Source organism: uncultured Gemella sp. (genome assembly GCF_963519265.1).
Taxonomy (GTDB): Bacteria; Bacillota; Bacilli; order Staphylococcales; family Gemellaceae; genus Gemella.
Genome location: NZ_CAUQNQ010000021.1, coordinates 1 through 22277 on the forward strand (window position 1 = coordinate 1; position 22277 = coordinate 22277).

A 22277-nucleotide genomic window follows, 5' to 3' on the forward strand; every position below is an offset into this window, starting at 1 on the left:
ATTTAAATCTTGATGCTTATGGTTGGTATTTAGATTTACGTAAATATGGTTCTGTAGAACATGCTGGATTTGGTCTAGGTTTAGAGCGCACTGTTGCTTGGATTACTGGTAACGGGCACGTTCGTGAAACTGCTCCATTCCCACGTTTATTAAACAGATTAACACCATAGGAGTTTTAAAATGATCAATATCAATATAAAAGGTCTTTTAGTTGATGCTGATTTTTTAATGAATTATACTTCTCATAACTTATCTGGAGAGGAAGCTATGTTTCTTCTTCAGATAAGTTATTTGACAAACCAAGGGAAAATACCTTTTTCAATAGACTTATTTAAAAATAAGATGAATATATCTGAAAATGAGATTTTTTCTATGCTTGATAATTTAATTAATAAAGGAAGCATAGTTATATCACCTGAAAGCAAAATTAAATTTAGTATCTTTGATAATAAAGATGCGTATTATACATTACGTGAGTTGTTAAAATTAGTAGAGCGTGTTACTGGAAGAATATTAACTTCTAAAGAGATTGATATAGTGACTTCTTGGTTCGAAAAACAATATACAAAAGTACAGATAGATGAGGCTTTAACTTTGTCTAAGAATATTAATTATGTTAATGGCATTTTAAATAACAAGCTTACTAAAGAAGTAAAAACAGAAAGTGGAAGTAGTTTAGGTTATGACTGGTTTAACAAATAGACAAAAGAAGATTAGAGCAAAAAAAATCATGGAATATTTGGATAAAATATTTCCTGATGTAGAGTGTGAACTTGATTTTTCTAATAATTTGGAGTTGGTTATTGCTGTTCTCTTATCAGCTCAATGTAAAGATGAATACGTAAATAGAGCTACGGTGGGATTATTTGAACATTATAAGACAATAGATGATTATGCCGATGCTAAGGTAGAAGATATTGAAAAATATATCCGTACATTAGGTCTTTATAAGGCAAAATCGAAAAATATAGTTGGAATGGCTAATATGCTAAGGGATGTTTATGGTTATAAAATTCCGCAGACTAGAGAAGAGTTAGAAAAGCTACCTGGTGTAGGAAGAAAGACTGCTAATGTTGTTCTTTCAGTTGGATTTAATATCCCTGCTATTGCTGTTGATACACATGTTGAACGTGTAGCGAAAATGTTTGGATTAGCTGAATTAACGGATAGTCCGCTTCAGGTAGAAAAAGCATTAATGTCGATTTTTCCTATGGAAAGCTGGGGAAAGATACATCACCAACTTATTCATTTAGGTCGTTATAAACTGCCGGCAAGAGGTGAGCGAACTATTGACCCAGAATTGGAAAAATTATTAGTATTGAAATAAGAGGAGAAAGAATATGTTAATTATATTTATATTGGCGTGTTTTCTAATATTGCTAGATCAACTTAGTAAAAATTTCATAGTTAATCATTTCGCATTAGGAGAAAGTAAGAAAGTTATAGAAAATTTCTTCAGTATTTCATCTCATAGGAATAGAGGTGCTGCATGGGGAATTTTACAAGATAGTCGTCTGTTTTTCTTAGTCGTTACGATTATTTTTATTGCGATTTTAACTTACTATTTATTTAAACAAAAAAATTCTTTATCTAATTTTGATAAAGGAACTTTTGCCTTAATATATGGTGGAGCAATTGGTAATTTTATTGACAGATTAACTAGACATGAGGTAGTTGATTTTCTTGATTTTAGAATTTTCGGATATGATTTTCCTATATTTAATTTAGCGGATTGTTTTATTTGTGTAGGGGTAGTATTTTTACTATTTAAGATTTATAAAGAAGAAGAGAAATAATAATAGAGAGCGGACTTTTTAGGTCATGCTCTCATTTTTAAATTATGCTAGTAAAGAAGATGCAAATATTTAATGGGGATGACCAAAAGTCCTAAAATTTAACAAAGTGTATATGAAAACTCATAGACGCAGTGATTTATTGATATCTAAATTCGCTTTGTAAAAGTTTTTTAGATATTTAATAAACTGTGCAGGGATGACTCAAAATCTTGTTTTTTAAGAAATCATGATTTTTGAGTCACATCCTATGAAACAGCAGGAAAAGTTGACAAAAAAGAGAGTTTATATTAGAATAGGTTATGAGATAGAAAGAAGCCTTTTTAATCTCCTTTCCAGTCTCGATTCGTTTAAACGTAAATAATCTATAGTGATATAGAGGTGTAATAGAAGCACGTTACACTGCTTGGCAGAGCTTAAGAACTGTTCCTCGGCGATGAGCCTAAGAAGCACAATGAGGAGTTAGTCGATCACCACTTTGACTAATCGTAAGACCTGGTTGAGTCCTTTTCTAACCCGTGCTTAATTTTATTTTGTGGAGTGAAAATGGATAATGTTGATTTGAAAAAATTGTATGATGACTATAAAAATAATTTTCATAATAATTCTTGTAAAGTAGAGATTAATTATAAAAAATTAGGTGAATTTGTAGTCAAATTCAATATTTTAGATTTACATCATTTATTTGGTATACACAAACTTGAAAAAATTAGTGCTAGTAAAACAATAAAACTTTTAGAGAATAATGAGTTAGATTTAATAAAATATAGAAATTATAAAAAAATTAATGAAGTTGTTGATAGAATTAATAATTACAATTTTATTTCAGAAATTTTTATTGAAAAAAAGTATAATTATTGCGTATTAGATAAAGATTTGAATAAAAATACCATGAACTTATCTATTGTATTTTATAAAGAAGATGAGGATAAATATGTGGTATTTGGATTGAGAAAAATCTATAATAATGTATTTGTTCCTACTACTTTATATGAAGGTAGAGGAACTGCAGTATATAAAAGTCGTAGGCAAACAACAATAAATAATATTAAATGGTTAGGGGCTGACCAAAAGTCCTAAAATTTAACAAAGTGTATATGGGAACTCATAAATGCAGTGGTTTATTGATATCTAAATTCGCTTTGTAAAAGCTTTTTAGATATCTAATAAACTGTGCGGGGGTGACTCAAAATCTTGTTTTTTAAGAAATCATGATTTTTGAGTCGCTCCCATTTTTTGTTATAATAAGATTATATTAGTATAAATATAAAGGAGTTTTAAATGTATTATTGTACATATGAAAGTAAAATAGGACTTTTATATTTAATTTCAGATGGCGAAAGTCTTTGTGGGTGTTATTTAGAAAATCAGAAGTATTTTCCTAGTAATATTGATAAATATTTTTTGAATGAAGAATTAAGTATATTAGTGAAATCTAAATCCTGGTTAGAAAAATATTTTAATGGTGAAAATCCAAGTATAGATGAAATTCCCTTGAATTTTATTGGAACTGAATTTAGAAATACAGTATGGAAAGTACTCAAAGAAATTCCCTTCGGTGAAGTAATTACATATAGGGATATTGCAGAAATAATCGCAAAGAATAGAGGTATAAAAACTATGTCAGCTCAAGCAGTCGGAGGAGCGGTTGGGCATAATCCACTGTTAATTTTTATTCCATGTCATAGAGTAATAGGGGCAGACGGAAGTTTAACAGGTTATGCTGCTGGTCTTGAAAATAAGAGATTTCTATTAAATCTAGAATCTGATAATAATCATTATTAATTAAAGGATGAAATACCGTCCAACAATAGAAGAATATACGAAAATATGGTATAATTAAATAGATTAAATTCTTTTTTAGGAGAAATAAATGAACGATAAAAAAATAGTATTTATGGGAACTCCAAAGTTTGCTGTTCCTGTTTTAGAAATGTTAATAGAAAATTACGGAGTAGATTTAGTTATTACTCAGCCTGATAAAAAAGTCGGAAGAAAGAAAGTATTAACGCCACCTCCGGTGAAAGTTGTTGCTTTAGAGAATAATATTAAAGTATTACAGCCTGAAAAAATATCAACAGATGAAGAGACTTATAATACATTAAAAGAGTTGAATCCGGATATTATTATAACTGCAGCATATGGGCAGCTTATACCTGAAAAGATATTAGAAATTCCAAAACATAAATGTATTAATGTTCATGGATCTTTATTACCGAAATTACGTGGTGGAGCTCCTATTCAGTATTCAATACTTGAAGATCACGGGAAAACTGGGATAACAATTATGTATATGGTTAAAAAACTGGATGCCGGAGATATGATTTCAAAAGTAGAGGTTGATATTCTAGATAGTGATAACTATGAAACTCTACATGATAAACTGTCAATTGCAGGGCGTGATTTATTAAATGAAACTCTTCCAAAAATATTTAGTGGTGATATCAGACCAGAAAAACAAGATGACGCAGAAGCAACATTTGCTCGCAATATCTTAAGAGAAGACGAGAAGATTGACTGGAATACATCAGCTAGAGATGTATTTAACAAAGTTCGTGCATTAGATCCAACACCTGGAGCATTTACTTATTTAGAAGGTAATGTGTTAAAAATTTGGTCAACTGAAGAAGTTAAGCAAGACTTTGAATCTAATTTTGATAAAGTAGGAACTATTATTAAACAAGATAAGAAAAATATTTATATTTTATGTGGTAATAATACTGTGTTAAAAGTCAATGAACTTCAAGTTTCTGGTAAAAAACGTATGCCAGTAGTTAATTTCTTATCAAATAAAAAAGACTATGTAGGTACCGTATTAGGTGAAGAAAATGAGTAATATTAATGCTCGACATATTGCTTACGAGGTTTTATATACAATTATTCAGGAAGATGGCTATAGTAATATTACTTTAAATAAATATTTTAATCAGTATAAGGTTGAAGAACAAGATAAGAGGTTTATTAGTGAGGTAGTATATGGGACTATAAAAAATAAACTGTATCTTGAACACATTCTTAAATCTTATTTGAAAGGTAGAGTAAAACCTAAAGTTAAAGTTATTTTATTAATGAGTATTTATCAATTACTTTACATGGATAAGACACCAAATTTTGCTGTTATCGATGAAGCTGTTAAATTAAGTAAGAAAATTGCAGGGAATATCACAGGGAAATTTGTTAATGGTATTCTTAGAAATATCGAGCGAAATGCTAGTAATTTAGATCTTAAATATAAAAATACAACTGAAAAGTTCTGTATAGAAAATAGTTGCCCTAGCGAATTATATAGTATACTTAAAGAACAATATGGTGTGGGAAAAGCACAAAGAATAGTTGTGTCTTTTAATCAAAAGAGTAAAAATAGCATCAGATATAATCCATTAAAAATCTCTAAAGAAGAGTTAATAGGAAAATTAGGAGATGCTGTTAGTGAAAGTGAGATTTGCGAAGATAGTCTAGTATTAAATAAATTAAACTTAGATAGTAATTTATTTACAAAAGGATATTATATTATTCAAGATGAGGCTAGTGCTCTGGTTGCATCGTCAATTGGTTTGCCACTAGACAAAGAGTATAAAATATTAGATACTTGTGCTGCTCCTGGTGGTAAAAGTTTGCATATAGCAAGTAAGTATTTTAATTCTAGTTTAATTTCATGTGATAAATATATACATAAGCTTAAGTTAATTGAAGACAACAAAGAGAAACTTGGAATTACTAATATTGAGGTTAAAGAACAAGATGCTACTTTGAATAATACTTCATTTAATGATAAGTTCGACATAGTAGTCTGTGACGTTCCATGTTCGGGTATAGGTGTTATTAAAAATAAACCTGAGATTAAGTATAAGATTACAAATTCATATGTTGAAGATATAGCTAAACTTCAATACGAGATTTTAGAAAATAGCAAAAAATATGTAAAACAAGATGGAATTCTTATGTATTCAACTTGTACGATAGATAAGAGAGAAAATATAGGAAATATAGAGAAGTTTTTAAATGAGAACAAAGATTTTAGTTTAGAGAGTATTTCTCTAAATAATAGTATTGTAAAAACGAGAGAAAATGGTGTATTAGAAATACTACCTGATGAGTATAGTTGCGATGGATTCTTTATCGCTAAACTAAAAAAAATGGAGGCAAAATGTTAATTTCAGATTTTAAAGGCTATAAAAAGTCTAGATGGTTAAAAGATTTCGATAAAATGTCTATATATTCTATAAGACTTGATCAACTAGAAGAATATATTGTAAGTATAGGTGAGAAAAAATTCAGAGCAAAACAAATCTTTGATTGGTTATATAAAAAAAGAATTACAGATTTTTCAGAAATGAAAAATGTACCTAAGTCTCTACAAGAAAAACTTGCTGAAGAGTTCGAAATTACAACTTTGAAAACAATTATTAAGCAAGAATCTGCTGATGGAACAATGAAATTTCTATTTGAGCTACAAGATAAGTATACTATTGAGAGTGTACTTATGAAAAATAAATACGGTAACTCATTATGTGTAACAACACAAGTTGGATGTCGAATTGGATGTACATTCTGTGCTTCTACACTTGGCGGTTTAAAACGTAACTTAGAAGCAGGAGAAATCGTTTCTCAAGTATTAAAAGTACAACAAGAATTAGATAAAAAAGGTGAACGTATCTCAAGTATTGTAATTATGGGTATCGGTGAACCATTTGAAAACTACGATGAAATGATGGACTTTATTAGAATAGTAAATAGTGACGAGAGTTTTAATATCGGAGCTCGACATATTACTGTTTCAACTTCTGGTATTGTACCTAAAATCTATGATTTTGCGAATGAAAAAGTTCAAATTAACTTTGCGGTATCATTACACGCCCCAACTAACGAATTACGTAGTAAAATCATGCCTGTAAACAGAGCATATAATATTGATAAGCTTATGGAGGCTTTAAAATATTACCAAGAAACTACTAATCGTCGTATTACATTCGAATATGGTTTAATGGGGAAAGTAAATGACCAAAAAGAACACGCAGAAAAATTATCGGAAATTATTAAAGGTCTAAACTGCCACGTTAACTTAATTCCAATTAACTATGTACCGGAACGTAACTATGTTAGAACTAGTAAGAGTGATATTTTCGCTTTTGAAAAAGTTCTTAAGAAAAATAAGGTTAATGTAACAATAAGAAGAACACAAGGTGATGATATTGATGCAGCTTGTGGACAACTTCGTGCTAAAGAACGTAAGGATGAGGTAAAAGGAGGAATTCCAGATGCCACTAGTATATTCGTATAATAGTAATAAAGGTAGAAAAGAAAAAAATGAAGATGCAATTAGTGTATCAAAGAACAAACAAGGAGCAGTAATTGCAGTTGTCTGTGATGGAGTAGGAAGCCATAGTAACGCAGCGTATTCTAGCAATTATATTGTGGCAACTTTAGAAAAAGAATGGCATGATTTAACATTTGCTAATTTTAACAATATGAAAAATTGGTTATATGAGAAAATTGAGCAGTTGAATAAAGAATTGTTCGAAAAATCACAAAGAAAAAATAAGAAAATGGGAACTACGATTGTTACTGTTGGAATTTTTGATAATCAAGTTGTAGTTTATAACATTGGTGATAGTAGCGCATATGGTCTTACTAGGGATAATGAGATGAATGTATTAACTGTAGAAGATTCTTTCGTTGGCGCTTTGATTAGTGCCGGTGCTATTACTGAAGAAGAAGCTAAAAATCATCCAGAGCGTCACGTATTGACACAAGCGATAGCAACTAAGGAAAATATAGATCTTCATACTTTTATAGATGATGTGAATAACTATGATTATTTACTATTATGCTCTGATGGTTTAACGAATATGGTAGAAAACGAAGAAATTCAAAATATCGTTAGAAATAATGAATTGACATTTGCTGTTGATGATTTAATCGATAAGTGTGTTAAACGCGGGGGAGTAGACAATATATCAGTAGCAATAATTAAAAATCTAAGGGGTGACAACCATGATAAATAAAATTATATGTAATAGATATAAAATTTTGGATCATCTAGGAACTGGAGGTATGGCTACAGTTTGGCTAGGTTATGATACTATTTTAGATAGACAGGTAGCGATTAAAACATTTAAAATTGATGCGAATGATGAAGATGCGGTAAAAAGATTTAATAGGGAAGCCAAAGCGGTAACTAGCTTGTCTCACCCTAATATTGTTTCTATTTATGATGTAGAAAACGAAGGTGAATTTTATTATCTTATTTTAGAATATGTAGAAGGTATGACATTAAAGGATTATATGATTAAAAATCCTCGTATTCCAATTGAAACAATAGTTCATATTGCTAAACAAATTGCAGCAGGTCTTAGTCATGCACATCAAAATGGGATAATTCATAGAGATATTAAACCTCAAAATATTCTAATGAATGAAAATCTGACATGTAAGATAACTGATTTTGGTATAGCAAGAGCCTATGGTGATACTACTCTTACACAAACAAATCAGATGTTGGGAACTGTTTACTATTTATCACCAGAGCAAGCGCGTGGGAATGTTGCAACAGCTCAAAGTGATATTTATTCATTAGGGATTTTGATTTTTGAAATGATTACAGGTCAAATTCCTTTTAAAGGAGAGTCAGCTGTAGCGATTGCTTTAAAACATCTGCAAGAGGAACTGCCTGATATAGATAAGTATAGAGAAAATGTTCCTCAAAGTGTGAAAAATATCGTTTTACAGGCGACGATGAAGAATCCTAATGAAAGATATATTAGTTCTAAAGAATTATTTGATGATTTAAGTACAGTTCTTAATCCAGAGCGTTTGTATGAAAATAAATATACTGGATTTAAGATCCCTACACCACCTGTTCAAAATTATAATCAAACTCAATACATTGATAGAAAATATAATGATGCTCAATATGATTATCCTGAGGAAAATACGTATGATGAAGATGATTATTACTATGAAGAAGACAATAGAAATAATAATCAGCGTTATCAATCTAAAAAACTCCCAAAAAATAATTATAATAGTGTAAAAAATAGAGATGAAAAAGAAGAGACATCTAAGGCTAAACATATTTTCCTTGCAATTTTAGCCATGGTTACTATCGTTGTTGGTACATTTTTCGTCTATAATTATGTTGTAGGTTCTAATAGTGTATCTGCACCAGATGTCCGAAATAAAACAGTAGAAGAAGCTAAAGTTCTAATTGTTAAAGCTGGTTTAGAAGTTGGAGATGTAACTGAAGTAGCAAGTGATGATGTAAAAGAAAAAACTGTTATTGATAGTGATCCTAAAGCAGGTAAAAAAGTTAAAAAAGGTTCAAAAGTTGATTTACGTGTTTCTTCAGGGAAGAAAACAGTAGATATGCCGAATTTTGTAGGTATGGATGAAGAAACTGTTAAGAAAAATGCTTCAAAATTAGGATTTAAAAATATTACAGTAGAAAAAGTGGAAAGTAATAATTATGATACCGGAAAAGTTGTTTCTCAAAATATAAGAGCGGGTTCAGAAATAGTTCCGAAAGATAAAGAGTTAATTATTCAAGTTTCTACTGGTAAAAAGAAAGTGACTATGCCTAATTTAGTAGGCGAAGATAGTGCAACTGTAGAAAGCACTGTAGAATCTTACGGATTTAAGCATGTTACTTATAAAGAGGAGTACTCAGATAAAGATGCTGGAACTGTTATTTCGCAAAGTATTAGAACAGGATCTAATATAGTACCGAGCGAAGAAACTTTAGAAATAATTATTTCTAAAGGAAAAGAACGTACTTCATCTCGTGATGATTCAAGTACTGATTCAAGATCAAACGATAATAGAAGCTCAAGAAATAACTCAACAAGAAATAGTTCTAGTAATAATAGAACTAACAATAACTAATTATTTTCAATAAAAGCACAGAAGAGATATTTATTGGTTTTACACTAAATTCGAAACATAAAAGTGTTTATTCGAATATGTAAATAACCATTTATTTCAACTGTGCTTTTTACAAAATTATAAATTTATTTTATGGTGATTAATATGAATTTAACATTACAAAAAAAGCTAGAATTACTCCCGGATAATCCAGGATGTTATCTATATAAAGATAATATCGGAGAAATTATCTACGTAGGAAAGGCTAAAAATTTAAAAAATAGAGTTAAAAGTTATTTTACAGGGACGCATAATAAAAAAACTCAGACGTTAGTATCTAAGATAGAAGACCTTGAATATATAATTGTTAATTCTGAAAAAGAGGCGTTATTATTAGAGAATAATTTAATAAAAAAATATCGCCCGTACTTTAATATTCGATTAAAAGATGATAAAAGTTATCCGTATTTAATGATAACTAAAGAAGAACATCCTAGATTATTAATGACTAGAAAGTATAAAAGAAATAATAAAAATATTTATTTTGGACCTTATGTAGACATAAAATCTGCTACAGAGGTTAAGAAGATATTAGATAAAATATATCCATTAAGGAAATGTAATCCAGTCGAAAAAAGACCGTGTATGTATTATCAAATTGGAGAGTGTATAGGTCCGTGTGCTAAGAAAATTACTACGGATGACTATAAGATGCAAATTTCTAAAATTAAATCTTTCTTAACCGGTAATACTAAAGAGATATTATCAGATTTGAGAACAAAGATGCAAGAACATATTAAAAATTTGGAATTCGAAGCTGCAGGTCAGATTCATAGTTATATTAAGTCAATAGAGGTTTCTGTCCAAAATCAAGTTGTTGCGGATAGTACTAATGTGGACAGAGATTATATAGGATTTTCATTTAACGACGAATATATTTGTATCCAAATATTTTTATCAAGATTAGGTAATATAATTGAACGTAAGGTTGAATATTTTAATTTGTATGATAGCCCGGAGGAAATTTTATATTCATATTTGTTGCAATATTATGCATTAAATAAACTTCCAAAAGAAATATACATTGACGACATTGATGAGAATTTGCTTTCTGATGTAGTGAATTGTAAGATTATAATTCCAAAAAGAGGAAATCATAGAAAAATTTTAGATACTGTAAAAGAAAATGCAACGTATTACTTAAACAATAATTTAGCCATCGAAGAACTTAAAGAGCGAAAACTACAGGTCACACTTAATAATATTGCTGAAAAATTAGGTGTGCAGTCTATAAACAGTATAGATGCTTTTGATAATTCTAATATAATGGGTGTCGATGCAGTATCTGTAAAAGTAAATTTTACCAATGGTAAAAAGAATACTTACAACTATAGAAAATTCAAAATTGATGAATCGATGGGAATTAATGATGTGCAAACTATGAAGGAAGTTCTTTATAGAAATTATAAAGATAAGAAAACAAATACGGAATTATTAATAGTCGATGGTGGAAAGAATCATCTTAATGTTGCTATTGATGTAGTTCATAAAACTTTAGGTTTATCTCAAATTAAAATCATAGGATTAGCAAAAAATGAAAAGCACATTACAGAATATATTATTACTGATGATTATGAAATTATAGAATTTCCAAAAACTTCGGCAGAATATTTATTCTTAAAACAAATACAAGATGAGGTTCATAGATTCGCTATTACATATCATCGGGCAACAAAAAATAAAAATATGTATAAATCTAGTCTTGATGACATTAAAGGAATTGGTAAGGTTAGGAAAAATCTATTACTAAAATCATTTTCTTCGCTTGAGGAGATAAAAACTGCATCGGAAGATAAGTTGTTGAAACTTGGTATTCCGAAAGACGTTATAAACAACCTAAAAGAAAAATTATAAATTATTAAGTTATCCATATTTTCAAAAATAAAATATACGGATAACTTAATTTTTTTGAATAAATATGTAGTAATATTGCTAAAAGTATGATATAATAACTTAAAGAAATTATAAAAGTCGAGGAGGCAACTATGAAATTTTTATCATTCAGTTATAACGATAAAGAATTATATGGAGTAAAAGTAAAACGCGAAGAAAGTGCATGGGACTTAATTAAAGTACTAGAAGATTTCGATAATAGTGAAACTATACCACAAACTTTAAGAGAAGCAATTGAAGTATATGGTGTATCTTTTATAGAAAAAGTTAGAAAAGTACTAAAATTAGTTGAGGAAAGTAGTAATGCAGACAGCTATAAAGTACCATTTAGTAAAATAATTTGGCGTTCACCTATTACAAGAACACCAAAAAATATTCTTTGTGTTGGGCACAACTATGAAGCGCATGTTAATGAGCTTGGTGATGAGTTGGCAAAAACTCCTAAAGATGTTCTTATCTTTACGAAAGCTACAACAGCTTTAGCTGGAAATAATGAAGTAGTGCCATCTCATAGAAATATTACAGATAGCTTAGATTTCGGAGGAGAACTAGCTGTAGTAATAGCAAAACCAGGTAAAAATATATTAAGACCTCTAGTCTTAGATTATATCTTTGGATATACAATAATGAATGATATAACTGCTACTGACTTACAATATAAACATGGACAATTTTTCTTAGGGAAATCACTAGAAAAATCAGCACCAGTTGGACCGTATCTTGTAACTAAAGATGAAGTTGGTTCTCCTGAATCTATGAATATTGTGACAAAAGTTAATGGTGAAATTAAACAAAATGCAATGACGTCTGAAATGTTATTTAGAATCGATGATGTCCTTGCAGAAGTTAGTAAAATCGTTCCTTTAGAAGCTGGGGATATCGTTGCTACAGGTACACCAGCAGGGGTTGGTTCTGCTCAAAACCCACCAAAATTCTTACAACCTGGTGATGAAATTAAAATTACTGTTGAAGGAATTGGTACTTTAACTACGGTTATTGGAGACTAAGCAGAAAGGAAAAACAATGGCAAAGAAAGCAAAAGATAAACAAGTTACACATATTGAAAAAGATGATTTAAAAGCACGTCAAGCCGCAATTAATGAAGCTATAAAAGTTATCGAAAAAGAATACGGTAAGGGTGCAATTATGGATATTTCATCAGAAAATCCAATTAAAGTGGAGGCAGTATCGTCTGGATCATTAGCAATTGACTCGGCTTTAGGTATAGGCGGATATCCTAAAGGACGTATTGTTGAAGTTTATGGTCCTGAATCATCAGGGAAAACTACAATCGCACTTCACGCAATTGCAGAAGTTCAAAAAACTGGTGGAATCGCTGCATTTATAGATGCTGAGAATGCCCTAGATATTGAATATGCAAAAGCATTGGGTGTTGATTTTACTCCTGGTAAATTCTTCTTATCGCAACCTGACAGTGGTGAACAAGCACTTGATATCGCTGAAAAACTTATCTTATCTGGTGCAATTGATATAATTGTAATTGACTCAGTAGCTGCATTGGTACCAAAAGCAGAGATTGATGGGGTAATGGGAGCTAATCATATTGGATTACAAGCTCGTCTTATGTCGCAAGCACTTCGTAAATTAACTGGTCAAATAAATAAAGCTAATACTATCGCTTTATTTATTAACCAACTTCGTGAAAAAGTAGGAGTAATGTTTGGAAGCCCTGAAGTAACAACAGGTGGACGTGCATTAAAATTCTACTCTACAGTGCGTATAGATGTACGAAAAGGAGAGGCTATTAAAGGTGCTGATAGTGAAATTTTAGGTAACAGAACTAAAATTAAAATTGTTAAAAACAAAGTAGCTCCGCCGTTCAAGATTGCTGAAGTAGATATTATGTTTGGCGAAGGAATTTCAAAAATTGGAGAAACTCTTGATTTTGCAGTTGACTTAGATATTATTAATAAATCTGGATCATGGTTCTCGTATAATGGTGAACGTTTAGGTCAAGGACGCGAAAATGTTAAAAAAGTCTTTGAAGAAAATGAAGAACTATATAATGAAATATACGCTCTTGTAAGGGAAGAGATGATGAATAAAACTGGGAAAAAGACTAACTCAGTTGTAGAAGAAGAGTCAAATGATAATATTGATGAACTTGATTTAGGGATAGAAACTTTAGGTGAGGTTGAATAGTAATATATGAATAAAAAATTATTTAAAATTGTATTATGGTTAATGATTTTTTGTATATTAGCAAGTGGATTTATTTCTGCTATAGCAATATTCTTATAATCTATATACAAAGTAAATAAAAGGGGTTGCCCCAAAAGTCATAAATTTTAAAAAAGTTTATATGAGAACTCATAAGCGCAGTGGTTTATTGATCTCTAAATTCGCTTTATAAAAGCTTTTTAGAGATATAATAGACTTTGCGGGGGTGACTCGACAAAATCGATTTCTCCGAAATCACGATTTTTGAGTCACTCCCTTTTATTTTGAAAATGTGATAAAATATTAATTGAGAAAAAAATAGGAGAAATAATAGTGAATTTAGTACAAAATATGAATGATAATCAGCTAAAGGCTATACTAAAAACAGAAGGAGCTGTAATGGTTATAGCCGGGGCTGGTAGTGGGAAGACACGTGTATTAACAAATAGAATAGCTTATTTAATTTCTGAAAAAAACATCTTAGAAAATAATATCTTGGCTATCACTTTTACGAATAAAGCAGCTAAAGAAATGAAAGAAAGAATATACGCTCTTGTTGGGGAAACTTCAAAATATATTTGGATAAATACATTCCACTCTATGTGTGTAAGAATATTACGTCAACACATTGAACTATTAGGCTATAATAAAAACTTCACGATACTTGATACAAGTGAACAAAAAAGTATTATAAAGAATATTGTTAAATCTCTAGATTTATCAGAAGATGCATATCAACCTGCTAACGTATTAAAAATAATTTCAAATGCTAAGAATAGTTTAGTTTCAGTAAAAAAAATGAGAGAACAATCTCGCTTTGGTTTTATGAAAAATGTAGCAGAAATATATGCACACTATCAAAGTTATTTAAAGAAAAATAGCGTATTGGACTTTGATGACTTAATGCTTAAAACAATTGTTTTATTTAAAAAATTCCCTGAAGTTTTAGCGATTTATCAAAATCAATTTCAATATATTCATGTTGATGAGTACCAAGATACAAACGTTATTCAATATAGATTAATTAAAATGTTATCAGAAATACATAAAAATGTATGTGTTGTTGGTGATGATGACCAAAGTATTTATAGCTGGCGTGGTGCGTGTAGTGATAATATAATAAACTTTGAAAAAGATTTTGACAATGTTGAATTAGTGTTCCTTGATCAGAACTACCGTTCTAATTCTACAATTCTTGATGCTGCTAATGCGGTAATTAAAAATAATACTGATAGAAAAGAAAAAGCATTGTGGTCTGAAAACAAAGGCGGAGGGAAAATCTCAGTTTACGCAGCCTCTAATGACAAAGACGAAACTGATGATATAGCTAAAAAGATAGTTGAATTGAAAAAAGAAGGTATATCTTATAAAGATATCGCAATTTTATATCGAGCAAACTACCTTTCTCGTCAAATGGAAAATTCTTGCTTATCTTTCGGTATTCCTTATAAATTAATAGGTTCACTTAAATTCTTGCAACGTCAAGAAGTACGTGATTTACTTGCATACTTAAATGTAATTGTAAATAGAGCTGATGAGTTTAGCTTAAGAAGAATCATCAATGTTCCTAAAAGGGGAATTGGTGCTAGCTCAATGGATAAAATTGATAAATATGCTGAACAATACGGTATTTCCTTATTTGAAGCTTTAAAAAATATTGAAGCAGTAGGCGTGTCTAAAAAAATAGTAACCAACATCCAATTACTAACAAATCTGATTGAGAGATATTCAGAAATAGAAAGATATTCAATAGATGAATTAATTATAGGAATTTATAAAGATTCAGGTTATGAAAGCATGTTAAAAGAATCTAATGATCCTTATGCAGAAAGTAGAATTGAAAATATTTCTGAGTTGGTTTCTTCAGCTAAACAATTCTCTAGTATGAATGATAGTCTTATTGATTTTATCTCGGAAATGTCTCTGACATCTGATGCAGATGATGAAAATCAAGAAGATGCAGTAGTTTTATCTACAGTCCATGCTTCTAAAGGATTAGAGTACAAAGTAGTCTTTATAATGGGATTAGAGGAGAATTTATTCCCATCTATCAGAGATGCTGAAAGTAGTGCTGACGAGAAGAATAAGATGGAAGAAGAGCGTCGCCTAGCATATGTTGCTATTACACGAGCAAAAGAAAGATTATTCATGTCGTACGCAAACAGACGAATGCAATTTGGTTCTATCAAGATGAATAAACGTTCTAGGTTCTTAGATGAAGTCCCTAATAAACTGATGCATTTCGAATCTTCATTTGGAGGAAGTTTTGAAAGCGCTGATTCAAATATAGATCAAGCTAATAAGTTTATTAGCAGGCTTAGTCCAAAAATTAAGATTTCAGAAAAACCTAAGACTTTAGTTAGTACGAATTATGGTGTAGATGACATTGTACTTCATAAAAAATTCGGAGAAGGTAAAGTCTTAGACATATCTGCTGACAGTGTAAAAGTTGAATTTAGTGAGGTTGGTGTAAAAACTTTATTAATTGAGTATGCCAATCTGACTAGAAAGGATTAATAAATTATGAAACAAATTCAAGAAGAAATTTTCAAGCTAGTTTCTTTATTAAACAAATATTCATATGACTATTATGTTGAAGATAATCCGCAAGTTTCTGATACTGAATATGATACTTTATATAAGCAACTAGAAAAACTAGAAGAGAAATATCCTGAATTAATTTTAGAAAATTCTCCTACACAAAGAGTAGGGGACAGAGTACTTGATGAGTTTGAAAAAATTACCCATAAAGTACCAATGTTAAGTTTATCAAATACATTTTCTACAGAGGATTTAAAAGAATTTGATGCTAGAGTGTCAAAATTGGTTCCTAGGGAAAATATTGAGTACATATGTGAATTAAAAATAGATGGTCTTGCAATTTCTATTAACTATGAGAGTGGTAAATTAGTTAGTGCTGCTACTCGTGGAGATGGAACTATTGGTGAAGATGTAACTGAAAATATAAAAACTATTTTCTCTATTCCGAAAGTTTTGAAAGATAATAGATCATTTGAGGTTAGGGGAGAGGTTTATCTTCCAAAGAAATCTTTTACTATTCTTAACAAAGAGCGAGAAGCAAATAATGAGGTATTATTTGCGAATCCTCGTAATGCCGCAGCAGGATCTTTAAGACAACTTGACTCTAAAATAACAGCAAAAAGAAGATTATCAGCGTTTATTTATTCAATAGTTGGCGATGATAGTATTGTTTCACAAGAAAATGCATTAAATACGGCAAGGGAATATGAACTTCCTGTAAATCCTAATTTTAAACTTTGTAAAAATATTGATGAAGTAATTGAGTATATTAATTACTGGACAGAACACAAACAAGATTTACCGTATGATATCGATGGAATTGTAATAAAAGTTAATTCTTATAGAGTTCAAGAAGAAGTAGGATATACACAAAAGAGCCCGCGATGGGCTACAGCATATAAGTTCCCAGAAGAAGAACTTGCAACCAAACTACTTGATGTAGAACTTAGCGTAGGTAGAACAGGGATAATTACACCTGTTGCAATTTTAGACCCAATCGTAATTTCTGGTTCTACAGTATCTAAAGCATCTTTACATAATAAAGATATTATTGATGAACTTGATATTCATATTGGAGATATGGTCGTAGTAAAAAAAGCAGGCGAGATTATTCCTAAAGTAGTTCGTGTAGTTAAAGAATTGCGAACTGAAGGAACTACAAAATATCAAATGCCATCTACTTGTCCATCTTGCTATCAGGAAACTTATGTGAAAGAAAATGATCCTTTTACAAGATGTAAAAATCCAGATTGTCCTGAGCAAAATATTAGAAGGATAATCCATTTTGCCTCAAGAGAAGCGCTAAATATCGAAGGACTTGGTGATAAAGTGGTAGCGACTTTATATGATAAAGGTATCATCGAGCATACCATCGATTTATTCTCCTTGGATAGAGCTAGATTAATTTCATTGGAGCGTATGGGAGAAAAGTCTGTAGACAATTTATTAAACGCCATTGAGAAATCAAAAGAAAGCTCACTTGATAAAGTAATCTTTGCACTTGGAATACTAAATGTTGGGAAAAAAGCAGGAAAGATACTTGCAGAAAAATATTTGAACCTTTCTAATTTTATGAATGCAACATTAGAAGAACTTATTAATCTTGATGATGTAGGACAAATTACAGCAGAATCTATTTTAGATTATTTATCAGATGACAATAACATCCAATTTATAAATGATTTGATTAGCGTTGGAATGAATCCTCAATATGAAGTTACTGCAGTCAACTCTGATAATATTTTTTCAGGAAAAACAGTTGTCTTAACTGGTAAACTTGTTGAATTAACAAGAAATGAAGCGAAAGAATTTTTAGAAAAAAATGGAGCAAAAGTTACTGGAAGTGTCACTTCAAAAACTGATTTAGTTATTGCTGGAGAGAAAGCAGGTTCGAAACTCGCAAAAGCTGAACAACTAGGTATTGAAGTAATTAACGAAGAACAATTTGCTAACATGGTAAGAGAGGTGGAATAATGGATAATAAATTACCGTATAAAGTTTTTGGTATAGTAATTGTGTTCGTATCAATCATTACATTTTTCATCATGAACTACAATTCAGTACCAGTTTCATTTATATTCTTTACTGTTAAATTACCTTTAACAATACTATTCTTCGTATGTTTCTTTATGGGGATAATCGCAGCTAGTTTTTATTGGTATCAAAAATATAAAAGTTTAGCTAAAAAATATGAAAGAACAGAAAAATTATTATTTACTAAAGAAAAATTAGAAGATAACAAAGAATAAAGTAAACTCACTGAACGAAAAGGGGTGAAAAAATGGGGATAAAATATAATTGGATTTATCCTAGTTATGATGAAAATTTTATAAAAGAATTAGAGTCATATAGTATTTCTAAAAATATAGCTAAAATATTAAATGCGCGTAGTATTACAGACATGACCGTTGTCAAAAAATACTTTTCTGATGAATATGAAGAAGGTTATGATCCATTTTTAATGTATGACATGCAAAAAGCTGTAGATAGGATTAATGAGGCGATTGAAAATGAGGAAAAAATACTTGTTTATGGTGATTATGACGCAGATGGAATTACATCAACAGTCCTATTAGTCGAAACATTAATATCGATGGGAGCAAATGTATCGTCATACATTCCAAATCGTTTTGAAGAGGGATATGGACCAAATAAAGAAGCTTTTACTAAAATAATTAATTCAGGAATTTCTTTAATTATTACAGTTGACAATGGAATTGCAGGAGTAGAAGAGGTTGATTTAGCAAATGAATTGGGCTGTGATGTGATTGTTACTGATCACCATAAAATTCAAGATACTATGCCTAATGCTTATGCTATAATTCATCCTGAGCATCCAGATGGTAATTATCCTTTCAAGAAATTAGCTGGAGTAGGAGTTGCATTTAAACTAGCCCACGCATTATTGGAAATCTTCCCTGATTTCTTATTAGATCTAGTTGCAATTGGTACAATTGCAGATATGGTATCTATTACGGATGAAAATAGAATCTTTGTAAAACAAGGTTTAGAGTTGTTAAATGAAGATCCACGAATAGGTCTTAAGATGCTACTTGAATTATCTAGTATTGATACAAAAATTGATGAACAAACAGTTGGTTTTTATATAGCTCCTAAGTTGAATTCTATAGGTAGAATGGATAGTGCAAAATTAGGATTAACTTTTCTAATGGCAGAAGATCCTGTAACAGCAAAATCATTAGCTGAGCAAATTGAACAATACAATATTGAACGAAAAAAAGTTACCGAAGATATTGTAAAAGATGTTATAAATAAAATTGAGAATTCTGATAAAAAAGAAAAGAATGTAATTATGGTATCCGGCGAATATCATGAAGGAGTTCTAGGTATAGTGGCATCTAATATTGTCGAAAGATATCAGAAACCTGTATTTATTATGAATGAGAAGGATGGTCTCCTTAAAGGATCAGCGCGAAGTATTTTTGATTTTAATATTTACGTAGCTATGAATAAAATCTCTGATTTATTCATAGCATTTGGAGGTCATACACTAGCTGCTGGTTTCTCTTTTGATGCGAGTAATTTTGATAAAATTGAAGGATTTTTAGATAATGAATTTGAAGAATTTAAAAAACATAACGAATTAAAATCAAGTAAGAATATTGATATAGTAACTTCACTTGAAGATATTAGTTATCAGTTTTTAAATTCCTTAGACGTATTAAAACCTTATGGTATGGATTTCGAAAAGCCTAGTGTATTAATAGAAAATGCAATGGTTCTTAATAAAGCATACTTTGGTTCTGAAAAACAATATTTAAGACTTACTATTGCAGATGAGGTTGGAAATTTAGAATGTATTAGCTTTAAAGATGTTGCAGCGTTTGATAAAGTTGAAAAGAATGACATTGTTGATTTGTTATGTACTTTGGATAAAAATAACTTTAATGGACGATCAAAACTACAGGCTCATATTATTGATATAAATATTAAGGAATTTTTATTTGAAGATTTGAGATTTATGAACTATGATATTTCAAAAATTGACAATACTAGTTTAAAATTGTCAAAATATAAGGATGATAAAGCTAGTAATTTTTATTTGTACAAAGATATAGATAAACTAGATACTGATTTTGAATACATTTATTTGCTTGATATACCTAATTCTAAAGATTATTTGGGAAGAATTGTGAATTTAAATCCGAAAAAAGTATTTTTAATATGTGAAGAAAAACAAGTTTTATCTGACGTATATCTTATTGATAAAAATAGATTAATTAAACTATTTAATTTAATACTTTCAACAAATAACAAACAAATAAACGTAGCTCAACAATTAGATAAATTACTAACAGCATTAAAAACAAATGTTGATAGTTTAAAAATTATGATTCAGATATTTAAAGAATTAGAGTTAATTAAGTTTGTAAATAACACTATAATACTTAATCCAGACTTCAAAACTGTTGATTTGAAAAAATCATCAAGTTTTATTAGAATGGAAAAAATATTTGAAGTTGAAAACTTACTTTTAAAAGAAAGTATTGCTAATATTAATAAAATACTTGAAGTTTAATATAAATTAGAAGGAGATTTAAATGAAAATTTTATACTTTTGGGATGCATACTGTGGTTGGTGCTATGGATTTGATAAAATATTCACTAAGTTTTATGAAAATCATTCAGATGTAGAAATTGAAATAATTTCGGGTGGATTATTCTTTGGAGATAATAGCAAAAAAATTAAAGAATATGGATATTTCCAAGAAGGAAATAAAAAGATTTCTGAAATGTATGATGTAGAGTTTGGAGAAGAATATAATAAAGTGCTTGAAGAAGGTGAAATGATACTAAACTCTGTTCATCCGGCAATAGCCATGGATGTTGTAAAAGAATTTATACCAAATTCAAAATTATTAAATTTTGCTTATGATATTCAATGTAAATTTTTTATCGAAGGAAAAAGTCTTAGTGAAGTGAAAACATATGTAGAATTATCTGATAAATATGAAATTGATAGTTCTGATTTTGCCTTAAAATTAACTATTGCTTTTAAAAATCCTAATCCTATTCACTCGGACTTTATAAAAACACTGAACTTAGGAATTGAAACTTATCCAACAGCAGTATTAGAAAAAGAAGGCGAATTTTATGATTTAAGAGGTTATGCAACAGAACCTGAGGATATTGAAATACATTTTAACTTAATAACAAAAAGATTTTAAACAGTTATATTAATTATTTTTTTATTGTGACAAATTTATGTACGAATTATTTTAGTGGATAAACCTATGAATTCAATGGTTTTTAAATTGAATTCTTGTATTTATTCACTAATTTTTTTTTATTTTTTGACTTTTTACTTGTATCTTATTTACTGTTGTAGTATAATATGTTTATAATTAAACGATACTGATTATCAGTATAAAATTTATTGGAGGCATTCTATGACAAAAAAATACAATAGCAAATTCATAGCTGGATTAGCAGTTCCTATCTGTTTAACAATAACTACTACGGGAATATCTAATCCTATATTAAATACAAAGTTAAATATCGCTTATGCTCAAGGTGAACAAAGTGAAGGTTTTAAAATCTACGAAGCTGAAATAGGAGGAAGTGGTTCATTAGAATTTACTGTCGAAGGTAAAGATTCATCTAATGATATATTTAACAAATACTGGAAAAATGTTGATAAACTATTAATCGATGGGAAAGATTTCGGTTTTGATAGTGAATCATCTGCTTCTAAAAATTATACATTATATGGTAATACTGTATATATTAGTAATAAAGATATAGAAGCTCATTATAATAAACAAAAGAAACACAAAATTGAATTTATTTTTAAAGATGGTTCAAAAGCTGCATATGAAGACGAAGGGTATGTAGAACCGAGTACTGCTACATCAACACCAGCAACTAATACTTCATATGCTCAAAAAGATTTAGTTACTAAAGTAGAAAAGAATAGCTATGGGGATG

The 22277-nt window shown here is 29.6% G+C and carries 19 protein-coding genes and 1 pseudogene; all 20 read left to right on the top strand.

Features of this window, described 5'->3' with window-relative positions:
• Nucleotides 1-170: amino acid--tRNA ligase-related protein (locus RWN11_RS03770; RefSeq protein WP_314160471.1), on the top strand; the 170-nt coding region annotated here is incomplete at its 5' end.
• A gap of 10 nt (nucleotides 171-180) precedes the next feature.
• Entirely contained in the window at nucleotides 181-702 is a 522-nt protein-coding gene (locus tag RWN11_RS03775; RefSeq protein ID WP_314160452.1) for a DnaD domain protein, read from the top strand.
• Entirely contained in the window at nucleotides 683-1327 is a 645-nt protein-coding gene (nth, locus tag RWN11_RS03780; RefSeq protein ID WP_314160453.1) for an endonuclease III, read from the top strand. The genes RWN11_RS03775 and nth overlap by 20 nt, the downstream gene beginning before the upstream one ends.
• A 13-nt stretch (nucleotides 1328-1340) precedes the next feature.
• Entirely contained in the window at nucleotides 1341-1796 is a 456-nt protein-coding gene (gene lspA / locus RWN11_RS03785) for a signal peptidase II (RefSeq protein ID WP_314160454.1), read from the top strand.
• Between the two features lie 543 nt (nucleotides 1797-2339).
• The gene (locus tag RWN11_RS03790) at nucleotides 2340-2873 is read left to right on the top strand and encodes a PBECR4 domain-containing protein (protein ID WP_314160455.1); all 534 of its coding nucleotides are present in this window, start codon (nucleotides 2340-2342) and stop codon (nucleotides 2871-2873) included.
• A 201-nt stretch (nucleotides 2874-3074) separates the two neighbouring features.
• Nucleotides 3075-3578 carry a methylated-DNA--[protein]-cysteine S-methyltransferase gene (locus RWN11_RS03795; RefSeq protein ID WP_314160456.1) on the top strand — a complete coding sequence of 168 codons (504 nt, stop codon included), beginning with the start codon at nucleotides 3075-3077 and terminating at the stop codon, nucleotides 3576-3578.
• Nucleotides 3579-3666: 88 nt separating this feature from the next.
• A complete protein-coding gene (gene fmt, locus RWN11_RS03800) occupies nucleotides 3667-4629 on the top strand; it encodes a methionyl-tRNA formyltransferase (RefSeq protein WP_314160457.1) in 963 nt (320 codons plus the stop codon).
• Nucleotides 4622-5947, top strand: coding sequence for a 16S rRNA (cytosine(967)-C(5))-methyltransferase RsmB (gene rsmB, locus RWN11_RS03805; RefSeq protein ID WP_314160458.1), 1326 nt, complete (start codon nucleotides 4622-4624; stop codon nucleotides 5945-5947). The genes fmt and rsmB overlap by 8 nt, the downstream gene beginning before the upstream one ends.
• Complete coding sequence (rlmN, locus tag RWN11_RS03810; protein WP_314160459.1) at nucleotides 5941-7074, top strand: 23S rRNA (adenine(2503)-C(2))-methyltransferase RlmN; 1134 nt, start codon at nucleotides 5941-5943, stop codon at nucleotides 7072-7074. The genes rsmB and rlmN overlap by 7 nt, the downstream gene beginning before the upstream one ends.
• A complete protein-coding gene (locus tag RWN11_RS03815) occupies nucleotides 7052-7798 on the top strand; it encodes a protein phosphatase 2C domain-containing protein (RefSeq protein ID WP_314160460.1) in 747 nt (248 codons plus the stop codon). Before rlmN ends, RWN11_RS03815 begins: the two co-directional genes overlap by 23 nt.
• On the top strand, nucleotides 7788-9674 hold the full coding sequence (gene pknB, locus RWN11_RS03820; RefSeq protein ID WP_314160461.1) for a Stk1 family PASTA domain-containing Ser/Thr kinase: 1887 nt from the start codon (nucleotides 7788-7790) through the stop codon (nucleotides 9672-9674). The genes RWN11_RS03815 and pknB overlap by 11 nt, the downstream gene beginning before the upstream one ends.
• A 144-nt stretch (nucleotides 9675-9818) precedes the next feature.
• Nucleotides 9819-11567, top strand: a complete 1749-nt coding sequence (gene uvrC, locus RWN11_RS03825; RefSeq protein ID WP_314160462.1) for an excinuclease ABC subunit UvrC — start codon at nucleotides 9819-9821, stop codon at nucleotides 11565-11567.
• A 131-nt stretch (nucleotides 11568-11698) separates the two neighbouring features.
• Entirely contained in the window at nucleotides 11699-12613 is a 915-nt protein-coding gene (locus tag RWN11_RS03830; RefSeq protein ID WP_314160463.1) for a fumarylacetoacetate hydrolase family protein, read from the top strand.
• A 16-nt stretch (nucleotides 12614-12629) separates the two neighbouring features.
• Nucleotides 12630-13769 (top strand): recombinase RecA, encoded by a 1140-nt coding sequence (gene recA / locus RWN11_RS03835; RefSeq protein WP_314160464.1) that lies wholly within the window; start codon nucleotides 12630-12632, stop codon nucleotides 13767-13769.
• A gap of 351 nt (nucleotides 13770-14120) precedes the next feature.
• A complete protein-coding gene (locus tag RWN11_RS03840) occupies nucleotides 14121-16304 on the top strand; it encodes a UvrD-helicase domain-containing protein (RefSeq protein WP_314160465.1) in 2184 nt (727 codons plus the stop codon).
• A 6-nt stretch (nucleotides 16305-16310) separates the two neighbouring features.
• A complete protein-coding gene (gene ligA, locus RWN11_RS03845) occupies nucleotides 16311-18302 on the top strand; it encodes an NAD-dependent DNA ligase LigA (RefSeq protein ID WP_314160467.1) in 1992 nt (663 codons plus the stop codon).
• Nucleotides 18302-18577 (top strand): LapA family protein, encoded by a 276-nt coding sequence (locus RWN11_RS03850; protein ID WP_314160468.1) that lies wholly within the window; start codon nucleotides 18302-18304, stop codon nucleotides 18575-18577. The genes ligA and RWN11_RS03850 overlap by 1 nt, the downstream gene beginning before the upstream one ends.
• 32 nt (nucleotides 18578-18609) lie before the next feature.
• On the top strand, nucleotides 18610-20868 hold the full coding sequence (gene recJ, locus RWN11_RS03855; protein WP_314160469.1) for a single-stranded-DNA-specific exonuclease RecJ: 2259 nt from the start codon (nucleotides 18610-18612) through the stop codon (nucleotides 20866-20868).
• Between the two features lie 22 nt (nucleotides 20869-20890).
• Entirely contained in the window at nucleotides 20891-21517 is a 627-nt protein-coding gene (locus RWN11_RS03860) for a thioredoxin (RefSeq protein ID WP_314160470.1), read from the top strand.
• A gap of 222 nt (nucleotides 21518-21739) precedes the next feature.
• Nucleotides 21740-22277: pseudogene (locus tag RWN11_RS03865) on the top strand (hypothetical protein); the annotation flags it as partial.

Excerpts from the sequence above, each read along its gene's own strand:
- RWN11_RS03775 (WP_314160452.1), top strand. The coding sequence starts at position 181 with ATGATCAATATCAATATAAAAGGTCTTTTAGTTGATGCTGATTTTTTA.
- nth (WP_314160453.1), top strand. The coding sequence starts at position 683 with ATGACTGGTTTAACAAATAGACAAAAGAAGATTAGAGCAAAAAAAATC.
- lspA (WP_314160454.1), top strand. The coding sequence starts at position 1,341 with ATGTTAATTATATTTATATTGGCGTGTTTTCTAATATTGCTAGATCAA.
- RWN11_RS03790 (WP_314160455.1), top strand. The coding sequence starts at position 2,340 with ATGGATAATGTTGATTTGAAAAAATTGTATGATGACTATAAAAATAAT.
- RWN11_RS03795 (WP_314160456.1), top strand. The coding sequence starts at position 3,075 with ATGTATTATTGTACATATGAAAGTAAAATAGGACTTTTATATTTAATT.
- fmt (WP_314160457.1), top strand. The coding sequence starts at position 3,667 with ATGAACGATAAAAAAATAGTATTTATGGGAACTCCAAAGTTTGCTGTT.
- rsmB (WP_314160458.1), top strand. The coding sequence starts at position 4,622 with ATGAGTAATATTAATGCTCGACATATTGCTTACGAGGTTTTATATACA.
- rlmN (WP_314160459.1), top strand. The coding sequence starts at position 5,941 with ATGTTAATTTCAGATTTTAAAGGCTATAAAAAGTCTAGATGGTTAAAA.
- RWN11_RS03815 (WP_314160460.1), top strand. The coding sequence starts at position 7,052 with ATGCCACTAGTATATTCGTATAATAGTAATAAAGGTAGAAAAGAAAAA.
- pknB (WP_314160461.1), top strand. The coding sequence starts at position 7,788 with ATGATAAATAAAATTATATGTAATAGATATAAAATTTTGGATCATCTA.
- uvrC (WP_314160462.1), top strand. The coding sequence starts at position 9,819 with ATGAATTTAACATTACAAAAAAAGCTAGAATTACTCCCGGATAATCCA.
- RWN11_RS03830 (WP_314160463.1), top strand. The coding sequence starts at position 11,699 with ATGAAATTTTTATCATTCAGTTATAACGATAAAGAATTATATGGAGTA.
- recA (WP_314160464.1), top strand. The coding sequence starts at position 12,630 with ATGGCAAAGAAAGCAAAAGATAAACAAGTTACACATATTGAAAAAGAT.
- ligA (WP_314160467.1), top strand. The coding sequence starts at position 16,311 with ATGAAACAAATTCAAGAAGAAATTTTCAAGCTAGTTTCTTTATTAAAC.
- RWN11_RS03850 (WP_314160468.1), top strand. The coding sequence starts at position 18,302 with ATGGATAATAAATTACCGTATAAAGTTTTTGGTATAGTAATTGTGTTC.
- recJ (WP_314160469.1), top strand. The coding sequence starts at position 18,610 with ATGGGGATAAAATATAATTGGATTTATCCTAGTTATGATGAAAATTTT.
- RWN11_RS03860 (WP_314160470.1), top strand. The coding sequence starts at position 20,891 with ATGAAAATTTTATACTTTTGGGATGCATACTGTGGTTGGTGCTATGGA.